The 15,429-nt window shown below is 40.9% G+C and carries 12 protein-coding genes and 2 pseudogenes; 6 read left to right on the top strand and 8 right to left on the bottom strand.

The window, feature by feature from the left end:
* The first annotated feature begins 715 nt into the window (after positions 1 to 715).
* The gene (locus tag BIW53_RS15610) at positions 716 to 1,309 is read left to right on the top strand and encodes a hypothetical protein (RefSeq protein ID WP_070992963.1); all 594 of its coding nucleotides are present in this window, start codon (positions 716 to 718) and stop codon (positions 1,307 to 1,309) included.
* A gap of 34 nt (positions 1,310 to 1,343) precedes the next feature.
* Positions 1,344 to 2,993, top strand: a complete 1,650-nt coding sequence (locus tag BIW53_RS15615) for a TIGR04141 family sporadically distributed protein (RefSeq protein ID WP_217495716.1) — start codon at positions 1,344 to 1,346, stop codon at positions 2,991 to 2,993.
* Positions 2,994 to 3,109: 116 nt separating this feature from the next.
* Here BIW53_RS15615 and BIW53_RS21300 read toward each other — a convergent pair.
* Positions 3,110 to 3,208 (bottom strand): annotated as a pseudogene (locus tag BIW53_RS21300) (hypothetical protein); the annotation flags it as partial.
* 182 nt (positions 3,209 to 3,390) lie between these two features.
* Positions 3,391 to 3,486 (bottom strand): annotated as a pseudogene (locus tag BIW53_RS21115) (Mobile element protein); the annotation flags it as partial.
* Between the two features lie 323 nt (positions 3,487 to 3,809).
* On the opposite strand from BIW53_RS21115, the gene BIW53_RS15620 reads away from it, so the two are divergent.
* Positions 3,810 to 4,754 (top strand): hypothetical protein, encoded by a 945-nt coding sequence (locus BIW53_RS15620; RefSeq protein ID WP_070992965.1) that lies wholly within the window; start codon positions 3,810 to 3,812, stop codon positions 4,752 to 4,754.
* Between the two features lie 168 nt (positions 4,755 to 4,922).
* On the opposite strand, the gene BIW53_RS15625 is transcribed toward BIW53_RS15620, so the two are convergent.
* From BIW53_RS15625 to BIW53_RS15640, 4 genes are all read right to left on the bottom strand, one after another.
* Positions 4,923 to 6,146 carry a nuclease-related domain-containing protein gene (locus BIW53_RS15625; RefSeq protein WP_175442155.1) on the bottom strand — a complete coding sequence of 408 codons (1,224 nt, stop codon included), beginning with the start codon at positions 6,144 to 6,146 and terminating at the stop codon, positions 4,923 to 4,925.
* 156 nt (positions 6,147 to 6,302) lie between these two features.
* On the bottom strand, positions 6,303 to 7,289 hold the full coding sequence (locus tag BIW53_RS15630; RefSeq protein ID WP_070992967.1) for a WD40 repeat domain-containing protein: 987 nt from the start codon (positions 7,287 to 7,289) through the stop codon (positions 6,303 to 6,305).
* 16 nt (positions 7,290 to 7,305) lie between these two features.
* Positions 7,306 to 8,295, bottom strand: coding sequence for a WD40 repeat domain-containing protein (locus BIW53_RS15635; protein WP_070992968.1), 990 nt, complete (start codon positions 8,293 to 8,295; stop codon positions 7,306 to 7,308).
* A gap of 288 nt (positions 8,296 to 8,583) precedes the next feature.
* Complete coding sequence (locus BIW53_RS15640; RefSeq protein WP_070992969.1) at positions 8,584 to 9,465, bottom strand: LysR substrate-binding domain-containing protein; 882 nt, start codon at positions 9,463 to 9,465, stop codon at positions 8,584 to 8,586.
* 113 nt (positions 9,466 to 9,578) lie between these two features.
* Between BIW53_RS15640 and BIW53_RS15645 the strand changes: the two genes are divergently transcribed.
* Positions 9,579 to 9,884 (top strand): hypothetical protein, encoded by a 306-nt coding sequence (locus BIW53_RS15645; RefSeq protein WP_070992970.1) that lies wholly within the window; start codon positions 9,579 to 9,581, stop codon positions 9,882 to 9,884.
* A gap of 81 nt (positions 9,885 to 9,965) precedes the next feature.
* Here BIW53_RS15645 and BIW53_RS15650 read toward each other — a convergent pair whose 3' ends face one another.
* On the bottom strand, positions 9,966 to 10,877 hold the full coding sequence (locus BIW53_RS15650) for a hypothetical protein (protein WP_139158865.1): 912 nt from the start codon (positions 10,875 to 10,877) through the stop codon (positions 9,966 to 9,968).
* Between the two features lie 380 nt (positions 10,878 to 11,257).
* On the opposite strand from BIW53_RS15650, the gene BIW53_RS15655 reads away from it, so the two are divergent.
* A complete protein-coding gene (locus tag BIW53_RS15655; RefSeq protein ID WP_084228188.1) occupies positions 11,258 to 12,637 on the top strand; it encodes an MATE family efflux transporter in 1,380 nt (459 codons plus the stop codon).
* Between the two features lie 40 nt (positions 12,638 to 12,677).
* On the opposite strand, the gene BIW53_RS15660 is transcribed toward BIW53_RS15655, so the two are convergent.
* The gene (locus tag BIW53_RS15660; protein ID WP_070992972.1) at positions 12,678 to 13,658 is read right to left on the bottom strand and encodes an LNS2 domain-containing protein; all 981 of its coding nucleotides are present in this window, start codon (positions 13,656 to 13,658) and stop codon (positions 12,678 to 12,680) included.
* Positions 13,659 to 13,884: 226 nt separating this feature from the next.
* Between BIW53_RS15660 and dgt the strand changes: the two genes are divergently transcribed.
* Positions 13,885 to 15,369: a dGTPase gene (dgt, locus tag BIW53_RS15665; protein ID WP_070992973.1), complete on the top strand. Its 1,485-nt coding sequence runs from the start codon at positions 13,885 to 13,887 to the stop codon at positions 15,367 to 15,369.
* The last annotated feature ends 60 nt before the right edge of the window (positions 15,370 to 15,429 follow it).

The following is a 15,429-nucleotide window of genomic DNA, read 5'->3' on the forward strand; positions in this document are numbered from 1 at the left end:
CGTAAAGAAGGGGAAGTCAAAAGTGTTTCAGAGGTGGGTCATAGAACATGGTGGATGACAAATCAAACTAGAGTTTTAAAACTAACAAAGGGCATTGTAAATACTCATGGTACAGAGTACACAATGAGGCCTGAATTCTTACTCAACTTTATAGCCCTTTCACCTCATTGTGATAAAGTTCGTGAAAGTTTTAGCAATATATTGGAAAATCCACACACAATGCGCCGTAGTTCCACACAAAATGTGCCACCCGTCTGTTCAGTATGCGCCACGCGTCTGCGATAAATGTGCCACTAGATTTGGCTGCGGCTCGGTAGGTTATTTTAATGTGGGGTGAGAATCAATCCTTGGAATAAGTTGTTTATATATTCGTTTGCAAGCGATGCAATTACACATCCGATTTAGGAAAAACTTCGAACGATCAAAGTAATGACGTTTCGCTTACACCAAACGCTAGAACCGATTAACAATCGTATCTTAAGTACCAAAATCAGACCTTCAAGCGTAACTCGTTTCAGCCCCATTGTGAGTTAACGTTAATATACTAATGTCAGTTTTGAGGTAAAGTGACAAACCAGAACTTAACATCATATTATATACTTGTTTACATTGGCAATTATTGGTGGAATTATAAAGGTATGTAATATGAGCCGTTTTGGTGTGTTATAAACTACCAAAGTGGGACAGAATAAGCTGTTAAACGTAAGGAGCCATCATGGGCCTACATGTAAGTTCAGTATCTGATCTCCCTCTCTCAGAAGAGCGCAAGTACTACCTATATGTACTGGATTATTACTGTTGGGAGGAGCCCATCAATGAGGCTTTGAACAAAAACATGGGTCGAATAGCTTCGTTTTGTGCCAAAAATGATGCGGTCATGGTTCAGGGGCTTCCTGATAGTCACTTCGCTTCAGAAGTTTTATCTTGGCAGGGTATCAACGGTATTGACCCAGAGGAACTTTTACCCGCGATATTGATAACCACCATTCACCCGAGTTACTTTATTGAAAACAGTTATTCCAATCACGTCCAAGAAATTAAAGACTCTTTGGTCTTTGTAAAAGTTCGTGATGTATGCAAAACACCATCAGATCTTATTGTGTTTCTTGAAAAACTGTTCGTCGACATAAAGTCCGAGAAGAAAATCAAGGACTTCTCTATATCTCAAGAAATAAGAGCGGGTGAATCTGGGTCTTTCGTAGATACTCTTATCCTTGAACCAAATATCAGCGGCCTCGGTGTTGATCTAAAAGCGCTCACTACATGGTTCAAGTCACGTTTAACAAAAACATCAACGCCAACTCGCTAACGCTCGCGGGTTATGTTGGCGTTAAGCATCAAATATGGAGTATTCTGCAATGGATGGTGATGATAAAAAGCCGTACCTTTTTTTAAATTCATTCCTCGTAAAAGGTGAGTATAAAGACCTTGATGTCAATGAATTCTTAAAGAGTTCAGCTCAAGTTAACACCTACGAAATTGATAGTCAGCATGAGTTAGAGGGAAATCTTTTCGTAAAAATCTCGACGGAGAAAAAGCCTAAGTGGGCTACTTTTACTGAAGAAGTGACAGGTGTAGATCTGAATGAACTGTCTAATAGATCTAGTTCTGCGTTATTAATTATTAAAACCCCCCACAATACAATGGCTTTTACTTTTGGTTATGGTCGTTTTCTCTTGGATACTAAATATTTTGTGCATGACTTTGGAATTAAAACAGCGCTGAACACTTTAAAGCACGACAGTTTGAGAAGTGTTGACCTTTTTACTTTAGATGATCAAGCCGTACAAAAAAAGTCTCAAGCTGCGAGAGAGTCAGATGTTGGCGTCTTTGGGATTGATATATCGAAAGATGTATTGAGAGCAGTAACTGGTTCACCTAAAGCAGGTGTCAATTTAAAGAATATTTCGGGAGGCGATTCTGTATTTTCTTTCGGTTTAGAGTTAAACATTGATGAAATCAGCGATTTAATCTCAACTCTTTCGGATTATTACAACAATGACTCTTACAAAGGTGAATTTTCATGGGTAGATAACATCCGTAAGATTAAAGAATCTTCTGAAATTTCAAACCTAGACGATCATCTTGTTAATGCATTAAAGGTCAAAAGCCCTGATGTATGTGTCACTATTCCTGAGTTAACTGATTGGGATTCTATTTGGGGTTTTAGTTTTACGCGCTCCAAAAACATTATAAAGCCTACAATTGATACTAATGACTACTATGCAAATCTTGACGTTGCAGCTGTATCGGTCGATTCAATAAAAAGAGACCGACTATTTGTATACGATGTCCATGAAAATGAAACAGAACACCAAATATATAAATCTATTTATTTTGAGCATAAATTAAGTGACAAAATATATGTGCTGTTTTCTGGAACATGGTACGAAATCGCTACTGATTTTATGACTAGAATAAACACTACGCTTTCACAAATACCTATATCTAGCTTACCGTTCCCTGAAGTTTATACTTGGAGTGAAGTTGTTGATGGCAAAACGAAAGATAGGATTGAAACCGAAGGGGACTACAATGAAAGGGCTGCCAATTCGCACTCTTATTACCTGTTAGATAAAAAATTAATTAAAAGCAATAGAACGACAACCTCCATTGAGCTTTGTGATCTAATGACTGCAAACAAGCAATATATTCATGTCAAACATCGAAAAGGTGGCTCGGCTGGTTTAAGTCACTTATTTTCTCAAGGTAGTGTTTCTGCAGAAATATTATTGGGTGACAAAGAGTTTAGAAAAGCAACTAGAAAAGTTCTTAAACGCGTTTTTGATGGATTACAGAATACAGTTCCGTTAGATAATTTCAAAAGTGATGGTGTAGAAGTCGTATTTGTAATACTTGGCGAAGATTCATCAACTTTGAAAGATAATTTGCCATTTTTTAGTAAAGTAAACCTTTCGAAGGCATATGAAAGTCTTTCACAACGAGGGTTTAACGTAAAAATTGCTGGTGTAGGCACGGTACCAAAGCCTTGATGCCTAATACCTATGAATTTTCTCCGGTCAAGTAAGCATAACGATTCTTTTTAGCTGCTTTGAAGCAGCTAATTTGTATTGGCAATTCTTAAACCTGTTCAACTTCGTTATGTCAGTTAGCCATGCAAATAGAGCACAGCAGCTTCGCTTAATGTCCACTTTAGATAACCACTCTCAATTTTATTGCCGCTGGTATCATAGGTTTTGCCAGCAGATTTAGCTTTACACTTAACTAGTCGACAGTACGACGCGAATGTATGGTACGCAGGTGCGCGTAATAGTTTGGTTGATGCTTTTTAGCTTTGCTCTCTAAATAAAATTTAAGTTGCTCTTCTGCGTAGGCATCTAGTATGGCTAAATCAAAGTTAACATCAAGTTGGAGAGGGTCCACGGATTACTTACCGCACAGAAACGCACGCCTTACGCAACGGGAGGTACAGTGGTAGTATTTGGTGTCAGTTAAACTGATTTGCCTTCTACGGGCAGTTGCCATAGTTTGGTTTCCTCAACCCTTTGAGTGTAGGGTTAAAGCTTAGGCGGCATCTTAGGAAGGTCCAAATTAGTGGTGCGTGTCAGCGATTTGTTACCGTGCTGGTAAAGTTGGTTTTCATACAGCAAATTATTTAGAGACGTCGGTGATGAGTATTTGCTTTATCCGTCTATTTTGATGGAATTTCCACTTCATAGAATCACACAATACTCTTTGCTTCCGACCTTACTAATCATATAAGTATGCCCCTTATTGATAGGCGTACAGAATAATGATGTTATTATCAAGTGAATTTGAAATACGGCCTTGAATATATAAGGAGAGTTATGGATTTTGGTCTTATTTTGGCATTTTTTGTTATTACCATTATCGCAACAATAATGTTTTTTATGCTCAGCGAGAAAGCGAAAAGCGATAAGTTTCTATTTTATTTATTACTACCTTTGATTCTCATCCCATCATTCCTAGTCGCATGGTATTTAATGAGTTTTGGCTTTGATCCTAATAATAGGAACTTCACAACTTGGAACAACGTAGCCGCTTTCTTTAATAGCTCTCTTAGTCCATTACTTCTGTTAGCCAGTATCGCGTTGCTTTACAAAACATGGGATACGAGTAAGCAAGAATTAGCAGAAACAAAACAAGAATTCAGATTGCAAAATAAAATTGCACGCTATCCTCTCGAAATTGATGTATTGAGAAATAGACTCAAAGTGCTGACTGAGAACCTTTACTCACAGTGTTCAACCGAATTGCTAAAAAAAAGTCTTGAGACGACAGATTTTATATTGATGAACGAAACACCAGAAACAAGAGATGAAACCATTCGCTTAGTAAAGAGTGGACCTGAATACGAGCTATCTTGCGGCAATGATCTTATTAATTATTGTAGTACAGTAAGAAAAAAGTTTCCCTTATCGAAGGGAGCTCTGTTCGTGCAACAGCAATCAGAAATTGGTTCATGCATGCCGTTACTAAACAAAAATCAGGATTTTAGTGAATACCTTTTGAGCGTAAGTAGTTTCTGCTTGAGAAACTTGGTTACAGATATGAATCGAGCACTTTACGATGAAATTCATGTACTCGACCAATATAAACAAATTGTTCAATCAATAGTTGATGAACGAGATATAGACCTACAAAAGATGCTAAAAAAAGAGGTTAACTATTTCTTAAAACCTGTATTTGAAAATGCACTTAATGTCTACTTAATGCTTGATAGTCAAAATAGCGAGTTGGTGGCTATATACCGAAACTTGCACAGAAATTAGCTTGTTTTAGTGGTCAATGCTTTTTGGCCACCTCATTACTAGTTTCCCTGTATTTGCTTTCTTTAATAATGAGCAACCATTGTTATGCTGACAGCCCGTTACCCTACACCCGACCGTTCATATGAACTGGTTGACTAAAGAACAAAACTTTGGAAGCGCTAAAAGCGGTTAATTCAATTGCAGTGGGTTGAAGCGTCCTGTCGCTTGTTTGATGCGTTCTATAAGTGAACTGTCCTGTTGATATAGTTCAATTTGTATTTTTATTTGTTCGATTTGTTCATCATCAAAACAAACTTGGTTATAGGCTTTAATAAGACCAGGGGCGTCTGAGTAGGTACACACTTCGTTGGGCATAGGCGTTCTGAAATACACATCTTTAGGGAACACTACACAACCGTAAATATGGGTATTTATGTCCAGAAACTCTCTGAGCACGGCTATTTTTTTATTTAAAGCCTCAAATGGGTTTTCAAAATAATGCCTTTCATCATCAATACTTTGAGTCCAATATTCTGAGTGGCTATCAACCCAAATAGACCCAGCTTGGCTTTGATACTGAATAACAAACACCCCAAATTTAGAAACTAGCAATTCATCCACATCTAAGCGATGATTGTGCGTCCCCAAACACACTTTACCAAATGCAAAATAGTTATCCCCGATGGATTGCTTGATGAACCGATGTAACTGTAAGCGATTAAGAAAGTGGCTCGTAGCCCGTTTTGTGTAAGGCCACAATGTTACAGCGACCACAGCAATACTTGCTATCAGCAATACAACCCACACGTAACTTCCAACATTACTCCATTTCGAAGGCTCTGGCTGAGATTGAACGGTAGGCGCAACCATAGGCGTGTTGCTTTGCGCCGGATTTGAGATTGCCTTTTGCGCATTTTGAGAAGGTAGTGATTTAGGTTCAACTTTTGCTATTTCCTTATCAGCTTCCTCATCGTCTTTTTGCTGCTCAGCGTTTACCTGCTGTTGCTCGAGAGTTTTGAGCCAATATTGTTCAAATTGAACTCTATTTTCTGTCGCTTCTTCGTTACAATTTACATGCTCCTGAGCCGTTTTGTTTGCCTTTTGACACTGCGCTGACGGTTGGTAAAAATCCACCCATGCAGCTTGTTTTTTAGCATTTTTATAGCGTTCAGGGCCTTGGTTCAACTGGGCTGATGCGACTTGTAACACGGGTTTGTTGGCATGAGTTGCAACCTTTGGTTTATCTTGTTGATGCGAGGTATAAACAACCACATCTGAACAAAATAACCTTAATCGCTCATCCAAGCGTTGCCAACGGTTGTAAGAAGGTTGACCTTTTTGGTAGGCGCCAGCGCGTTCTAACGAGCGAGCTTCAACTAAAAAGCTCTTACATATTTCTTCAGACAATTGCATTTGTGCATTGCTTAATGCTGACCAGCAAAGCAAAAAAAACACACAACATAACCATAGTGACCGTGCGGCTGAAGGCATGGTCAACCCTCTAGTGACATGTAAAAAATGAGTATTTATAATTGTCATGTGTCCATTATACAAACAAACATAGAGTGTTTAAAGATCTGCAATCATCTTACTGAGTGTCCAGCTTTCAACTACGCCTTCGCTGTTAAGTGTAAGTAAAGTATCATCCACAATAACCATATCCAGTAGCGTTGTCCCTAAGCTATGAGTATCAATTTGCCAACTGAATTTCTCTTTGCCAGACGATGTATCCCAGATGCTTAATTCAGACTTTGGTGTCGACGTGATCAACAAGGAGGTTTTGGGAATGAACAGCGACTGTCTAAACCACTTAAAGCGGGTAATATATTCGAGTTCATTGAGCACCTGCCCGTCATCTACAGCGAGTACTTGCTGTGTTTTCAAACTATCGGCAACAAATATTTTATCGCGTTCATCCGACACACTGACACTACTCAATCGAGAAGTGTATTCTTGCTGATAGTAGCTTTGCCCAGTTTGTAAATTCCAAGCGTTCACAACCCCATCATGCGACCCCGTTACAATCATGAGTCTGTCCTCAATAATATGTATCGCTATCACATTACTACTATGCGGCATAAATTGGTTCATTTTCTCAGTATTTCTATTAGCGATAGAAACTGAGCCGTCGGTAAATCCAATGGCTACAAGTGAGCCGTTATCTGACACTGCTAATTGCGATACTCTAGCAAGCTCATCCACTCCAGAAACGCTCAACGTACCCTGTAGTGTGCCATTGGGTGTATTCCAAAACTGAACTAGATCATCTCCCGCCACCAGCAATTGTTTGGTAGGTTTATGAAATACGAGTGCGCGGATCTGTTCAGGCAACTGCGTTTCGCTCAAACTCATTAACACTTGTTTGCTTGTTGTATCCCAAAGCGCAAGGTTTGGCCCCTCTATTACAAGTGCCAACTGTTTGCCGTCATGCGATAACTGGCCTCGCAATACCAACGCATCGCTGTACTGATATTTAGCGCTTGGATTTGTGCTTTCAGAGTCACTACACCCTACCAACAGTAAAACAATCAGACTTAACAGTAACCACCTAAACATGTCATTTTCCTTACACTTAAAGTGCTTTGAGCTGATTAAGATCCCAACTTTGTAGCATTGCATCGCTATTTAAAGTATATAGCTTACCTGCGCTGGTAGCGTGCATTGACATAATGGTCGCCCCTTCCCTTTGTGTGGCGATGGTCCACGTTCCCAGCTCATCTCCAGAGCCTGTATTCCATAGACTTAAATGTGATTTAGAAGACGAAGTTGCTAATAGGGGCGCATTTGGAATAAATTGAGACTGTCGAAATATTTTAAAACGCGCAGAATAGTTAAGTTTTACTACTTCTTCGCCACCGACCAGTGTTTTGATATGCTGCGCGCCTAGGCCATCAGAAACAAAAAAGCGCGAAAAGTCCTGATCGGTTGTTAAACTTGTCACTCGGTGAGCAAATTCTTTCTCAAACAGTGACTTTGGTGAACCAAATTGCCACAATCCCACTTTGCCATCCTGAGCGCCAGTTAAAAACAGCTCTCCTTGTTTACCAAAAGCCAGAAAGTCAATTGGTCTTGAATGAGGTTTAAATCGGTTATTCAGCCGTGTGTTTAAATCCGCCATATTCAAAGAGCCATCTGTCATTGCTATTAACGCTCGACCATTGTTAGGTGAAAGCGCGATATGACTGATGGTGGCCATTGGATCAACCCCCGTAAACTGTACCTTATGGATAAAGCTTCTTCCCGAAACAGACCATATTCCTAACGTATCGTAGTTAGCCACCAACAATAAGGAATTGTCTTTAGATAATAACGCGTGACGAACGGGTTTGAGTAGCTGCTCTTGAGGAACTTGGTACTCAACTTGTCTTGATGCTGTACGCCATACTGTTACCTGCTCAGATACAGTAACAGTCAATAACAACCGACCATCGTCAGATATTTGACCAACTAACAACGGCTCTTGCTCAAACTGATGGACCACCCCTTCGGATAGCTTGAGATCTTTTCCACATCCAGCTAATAGCAATAAAAACAGTGTGGTAATGACGGTATACCAACGCATATTACACCTCTAAAAAGCTTACCGCATTGCAATACTCTCGCATTGCTCAAACAACTAGCCGGAAAACTGCAAGCACAATGCCAATCTCGCAAATTTAAATTGGGTAGCTTGCGGCCTTTCATCATTTTCAACAATCAATACAATGTGTAAATTTTAGCCACATGCCATGAAGATTACCACGTTAGCATCCCATAAGCACAGTAAAGGCCAACAAAGATGAGATAACTTAAGCTTAAACCTATAATCGTGTGATTAGCTGCAATAAAGCTCAAGCAGCACAAAAGGCAATTAATGATTAAATTGCGTAATTAGCCAATCTTTAAATATCCTGACTTTATGCCATGTAAAATGCCGCTCAGGTCCAACTAAAAAATACTGATAGTCGCATTGCAACTCAAAACCAGGCCATACCATTAACTGCGATAGTGCCACTTGAGATTCGATCAAACGCTTTCTGAGCATACCAATACCTTGACCTGCTAACACAGCCTGAATAACCAACGCGGCATTATCTATTTCCAAAAAGTGAGGTAACTGCTCTGGCGTTATATCCAGCTCATCCACCATAGTTTGCCACGCCCGCTGTGCATCAGGGCAAATATCCATGATTAACTGACTGTTGAGTAACTGAGGTTTCAAAGGGGCCGATTCATCGAGCATTCCTGCTTTATATACCAGCAGCATTTGGTCATCGCCCAGCAGCTCGCTATGTAAACCCGAGTACTGCCCTTCGCCAAATCGCAGTCCTATATCAGCCTCTCCCCGCTCAAAGTTAGCATGTCGATCGCTTGGGTCAATACGCAACTTTATGTCTGCTCCAGTTTGACTAAAGTCCTGTATTCGTGGAAGTAACCAGCAAGCAGCAAACGAAGGCAATACGGAAATGTTCAACGTTGTGGGCTCGGGGTCTTTTGCTAGAGCTCCGATCCCCGCCTCTATATGACCAAAGGCAGCTAACACATGAGGTAACAACTGCTCTCCTTGTCTTGTAAGATGCACAGCTCTGGTTTGCCTGACAAATAATTCACATTGCAAGTGCGTTTCTAACGCTCTTATTTGTTGACTAATTGCCGCTTGAGTCACAAACAATTGCTCAGCTGCCAATTTAAAACTACCAAGCTCGGCTGCGTATTTAAAATACAGTAAACTTTTCAAAGGGGGTAAATTCATAATCCGACAACAGTTAAGAAAAACTTAATCATAGAGAATTTTTTATCGTTTGTCAGCTCAGGCCATAACCTCAATACTCTTATCAAGCCCAAACAGTAATAAGAGAGTAAATTATGAAAACTTTAATCACCGTTATATCACTTCTATTCACCGCTATATCACTGGCCAACACACTTCCAGTTGAACGCATTAACACCACTGAAGGTTACCCCTATAAAAATATAATCTTCAAAGCTGAGCGCGTAGAACTTCATTATAGTCAGTTAGATAACAAAGTAGAATGTAAGGTTGTTGTCTCAGATAAAATGCGGGTTTACACCAGTGACGTGCAACAAGTCAGTCAGCAGAAATTTTCGCGCTCGCCGATGTCAGCCTGCATGACAAGACGCACAGCGAAACAGGTTCTTGCTAAATTGTAATATTGCCATGCGAGGTAGGGATTGGTCCTTCTGATAGTCTAAAAGCTAAATCATAAGGACCTAAACATTAGATTTAATAAACTATATTTCTGACTTCTGTACGTAAAACCAATCTTGAAAATCTTGTTCAAAAGTAGTCGAAGTGCTTTGCAAGATATCATAGCTTTCGTCACTACTTAATACATCACAAGGGTTGACACTTTCTCGCCCAACCAACCGTGTTAACATCTTCATTCCTGAGTCGTTACTGATTATATAGCTAAGCCAAGACCAGCCACTGTAGTACAACCGTGCCATATCTATACTTCCCCACTGGGACTCTGATTCTAACAAGGCGTAAATATCATACGGTGGGTTTTGAAACACTCTTGGGTCTGAATCAAAAATAAGTATGTTACCTTGTTTGTTTACGCTCTCAAGCAATTGCGCCATTCCTTCGTTTAACCACCTCGGGGTTAAGCCGATAAGCCGTAAGTTCATTGCATGCACTGCCTCGTGAACAGCTGTTGCCACCACTTGCTTATCATTTTTATACTCAATAAATGCTGAGTTACTACCATGGAAAAACACACCTTGGCTAGCGCGCGGATCAAATCCGTAACGGGATGTGTGATCTTCATACTCTGCTCTGTTAGGTAAAATCACTAAATTCAGCTGAATAGATTTATATGCTCGCTCCCCTAACAATTGCCCATATAAATGATGTACCAATGCAAGCCGTTCAATGAGCTTATCAATTGTCTCGGTAGCTATATTGCGATGGTAAACAGTCAACAATGAGTGCGAACCAAACATATGCTGTACTTTAGTAAATTCCTCAACGAGCGAACTTAGCCGCTCTTTTGATGCGGTTTCTTGTCTTTTAATAAACTCTTCCAGATCGCAGTGCATTTGCCGCATAGGTTGTGGGTTGTGGTGGCTAGAAGGTTGCGGCGGCAAATCTTTGGTAATGGTCAGCTGCTCATCTTGTTCCAGCATTTGCACTAGCGGCATATTTTTGAAACTAGCCGAGGGCTGTTCGTTAAACCAAAAGTACCCAAAATAAACAGCAAGTAAGATGATAACTGCTAAAAGTGTATAAAAAGGCCGTCGGTTGTGATTATTCGCCAAGCTACTTTGCCTAAAATGAGAAAGTTCACTTTAAACTACCACCTAACGCGATGAAATCAAGACACTCGTAAACGGTCAATTTTATTTTCATTCTTTCTCATGTCTCTGTTGTATAAAATTAAAACCAAATAGAGATTGAAACTATTATCGGTACTTGCATACAATCACATAGCAGAAGGGATATTCATACACCGCAATTTCAATCATGCAAGCTCTGCAGATATAAGTACCATAGCAACCACTAGCCACCAACAAGGATATAAATGCAAGATCTAACACGAGGGCCTATTCACTCACATATACTCGCGATGGCTGTTCCCATTGCTATGAATATGCTTGTGCAAACACTCTATTTTATTATCGACTTATACTTCGTCAGCGGCTTGGGAGAGGCAGCTATTGCAGGGGTTAGTACAGCCGGTAACTTATTCTTTTTTGTCTTGGCGCTCACACAAGTGTTTAACGTTGGCTGCGCGACGCTTATCTCCCATGCGATTGGACGCAAAGATAAACCACAAGCTAATAAGATATATAGTCATAGCCTTTTTTATGGAATGTGTGCAACCATGCTCGCGCTGATTATCGGTTACCTATTCGCACATCATTATTTTGCAAGTACAGCAGCCGATCAAGCTACCTACCAAGTATGCCTTGAATATTTCTATTGGTTTTTGCCCTCTTTGGCGCTGCAATTTATTTTAACCATCATCGGTGCTTCCATGCGCGGCTCAGGACTGGTTAAGCCCTTTATGTTGATGCATATTGTCGCTTTGCTTATCAACGCACTTTTATCGCCCATCCTCATCACTGGCGTTGGATTATTTACTCCTATGGGTGTCAGTGGCGCAGGCCTTGCGAGCTCACTGTCTGCATTGCTTGCACTGCTTATGACGGTGATTTATCTCACTAACAATAGCCATACATTACAGGTCGATAAAGCTAACCTAACTGGAGATTGGACAACACTTAAGCAAATCCTAAAAGTGGGTGTTCCGGCTGGTAGTGAATTTATGTTGACCTTTTTTTACATGGCGGTGGTTTACTGGGCGCTGAGTGATTTTGGAGCACATCAACAAGCGGGGTTCGGTCTTGGTAGTCGTATTATGCAATGCCTGTTTTTACCCGTTATGGCCATAGCTTTTGCGGCTCCCGCTATTGCGGGTCAAAACTATGCGGCGGGTAAGCTAAAACGTGTTTATGTGACCTATAAAATAACGACTTTAATGACGGTGTTATTTATGGCACTTATCAGCGTGCTTTGTGTTTCTGTCCCTCATATCTTTTTTAGCCCTTTTAGTGACGATCCTGATGTGATCAATGCCGCGACCACATTTTTAAGTTACGTAGGCTACAATTTTGTCCCTGCCGGATTTGCCTTTGCCGCGGGTGCTATTTTTCAGGGGTTTGCCAACACATTACCAGCGTTGCTTGGCACAGCGATACGAGTAGGCAGTTTTGTGGCGCTACTGTTGTACTACTTGAGCCAACAAGCTCTGAGCGTTACCACTATTTGGACCATTTCTGTGGTTACCGTATATATCCAAGCACTGGTTGTTATGGTGTTATTACGCATAGTGCTAAAAGACAAAATATTCAGTAAAGCGCACAAACGAGCCAATAAGCTGGTTTCAGCTACCGCATAATACTTTAGTAATGCCCTGAGCCTCTCAGGGCATTTTTGTATTATTCACATAAAGCAGCATCAAAATTATCAACATATTCAGAGATATGGTCAAAATAGCCATCGCTTAGAATAGCCGTTGTGCCGTAGTGTCCAGCATCACCACCTATTGTAAAGCTGTTTTCGCTACCCAGCCCTGCCTTGATGAAGGCTTCTGCATCTGTTTTGGCGTTACCATAAGCGCGTACAATGTTCAGACCTTGCGCCCTAAACTTGTTGATTTGGTCAATCTTATATTGCGCAGTCTTAAACAAGCTGGTTTCGTTACTGAGTGATGTTCTCAATACGCCCTGAGGTAAACCCATCCAATCTAGCCAACTACGTGTACCTTTTGCATACCAGTACACACGAGCGGTTAAATAAACGGGTTGGTAGCCAAGGTCCATATAACGACGAACTAAACTGTAAGCTCCGTCACGCGGATCGGCTCGGTCAATTCCTGTGTAATCGCCAATTTGTTCCGCATCGGACTTGGTCAATGTGCCATCAATGTCGAACAACACCGCTGGCGTGTTTGGGTCAACAACCGTGACAAAACCCTCAGTGCCAGACCCATCAGCAGGCACCCCTGCGTAAATACGGTACTGACCCGCAGGCAACTGCCCTAGCGTGGCAAACGCTTTGCCATCGCTGTTAGTCACCGCTTCTGATAAAAAGTGCCACTGGTTATCTTGCTGTGAACGAATGTAGAAACGCACTGTTTCATATTCTAAGTCTTTATGAGAGATCGCACCGTAATCAAACTTTGCTGTAATAGTTGCACTGTTGCCCTTAGCAACCACAACATCATGGATCATATGAAAACTCGGCAGCCATGTAATAAAACGGTTAAGTCCGTTTCGATAGCCAGTATCAGGCAACTGTGGTTTAGGGTAGTCTATTTCCATCCACGTTGGATCTGCACATTGCGGTAATGCTTGTAGGTTAAACGCTGAAATTGTTAAGAAAGTTGCCACTGATTTGGCTAAGCACGAAGTCTTCATTTTTAATCCTATGTATTCTATTGGAGTAAATACACTATAGACACAAGATTAAACTTTTATTAACGAAAGGTGAAAAATTCAGCATTTCATATTAGTGTCATAAACGATATAACAAAAATTTATGAGATCAATCAGGCCAAACCAGCCTAAAGAGCTACCCACAAAAAATTTACAATAGGCTAGGTAAACCATACAATGGCAAAACGATGATATTTTGAGCGAAAACATGGACTTTAACACCAAAATAAATGGCCAAAGATGTTACGGCCAAAGCGCCAATGCTAACGTAACAATGAGTTTAGAAAGTGATCGTGGCCGAATCATTAATAGCGCGGCACTGCGCAGGTTACAGCAAAAAACTCAGGTCTTTCCATTGGAACGCAACGCAGCCGTTCGCTCACGACTTACCCATTCGCTTGAAGTGCAACAAAATGGTCGCTTTATCGCACAATCTATCGTCAGAGAGTTAAAAGCTCGCAATCTCGCACCATCATTGCACACAGAGCTTGCCAACGCCCTTGAAACCTTAGTTGAAATGGCGTGTTTGATGCACGATATCGGCAATCCCGCGTTTGGCCACTTTGGTGAAGCAGCTATCAATGACTGGTTTAGTCGCTACCTCTTGCAACATAAAATTTATGGCACTGGTGTGGGTCAATTCAAAGATGTTGCACAACCTACACTGAACAACATTGAAACAAAGTTACTGTTTGATCTGTGCCACTTCGAAGGCAATGCGCAAGCAATACGAATTGTTCATTCGCTCTCAAGCTTAAACCTAACTTATTGCCAAACAGCAAGTATTTTAAAGTACACGCGCTGTGGCACAACGCCTCAACCCGACTCGACTCACCCACAAAGTTATTTGCAAAAAAAAGTCGGCTACTACTACAGTGAACAGCCATTTGTGCAAAAAATGTGTGATACGTTGGGCATTGAGTTAGGCAATCGCCACCCCGCTTCATACATAATGGAAGCCGCGGACGATATTGCTTATTGTCTTGCCGATATTGAAGATGCGGTCGAAAAAGGCCTTATTTCAGTTGATAAGCTTGCATCGGCCCTAAAAGAGGAATATAGCCAAGCGCATAGTGAACTGCCAAAGGAGCAACAATCTAAGCCTACGCTCATGGCTGACGAATGTAAAAAAGCCAAGAAAAAGGCCGAAAATAACCTAGCTAACTTTGATAACGAATTTTTTATTTGGTTGCGCGTTGCACTGGTTCACCCTTTGGTTAAACACGCTACGGCACGCTTTGTTGATAACATTCAGAGCATTTACAATGGCAGCTTCAATAGCGCTTTGCTTGAAGATGACAGTTATCAGTTTGCCATTACCAAAGCCCTCAAAAACGTCGCTTTTAAACACGTATTTTGTCACAAAGAAGTCGAGCAACTCGAACTGCAAGGATACAAAATCACTTCTGGCATATTGAGTGAATATCAAAGACTATTGGACTTAAACGCCGAACAATTCGCTCAAGTGGCTAATAAGCACAAAGGGTTACCTGTCGAGAGCAGACTGCTTAATCGTATCTCTGGCAAGTTTGTGGCTGTTTACCTGCAAACCGTTGCCAACCTCAGTGATGAGCAAAAGCAAAACCCAATCTTTGAATTTTACTATCGCTGCCGACTCATTCAGGATTTTGTCAGCGGTATGACGGATCAGTTTGCCTATGATACCTATCGCACCTTACTGGTGGCAGATTAGAACAGCATTCGTCCCAACCAAAAAACTGATAAATGTCACACAGCTTTGACATAGAGTGAA

Origin of the sequence: Pseudoalteromonas byunsanensis (assembly GCF_001854475.1) — a bacterium.
Classification (GTDB): domain Bacteria; phylum Pseudomonadota; class Gammaproteobacteria; order Enterobacterales; family Alteromonadaceae; genus Pseudoalteromonas; species Pseudoalteromonas byunsanensis.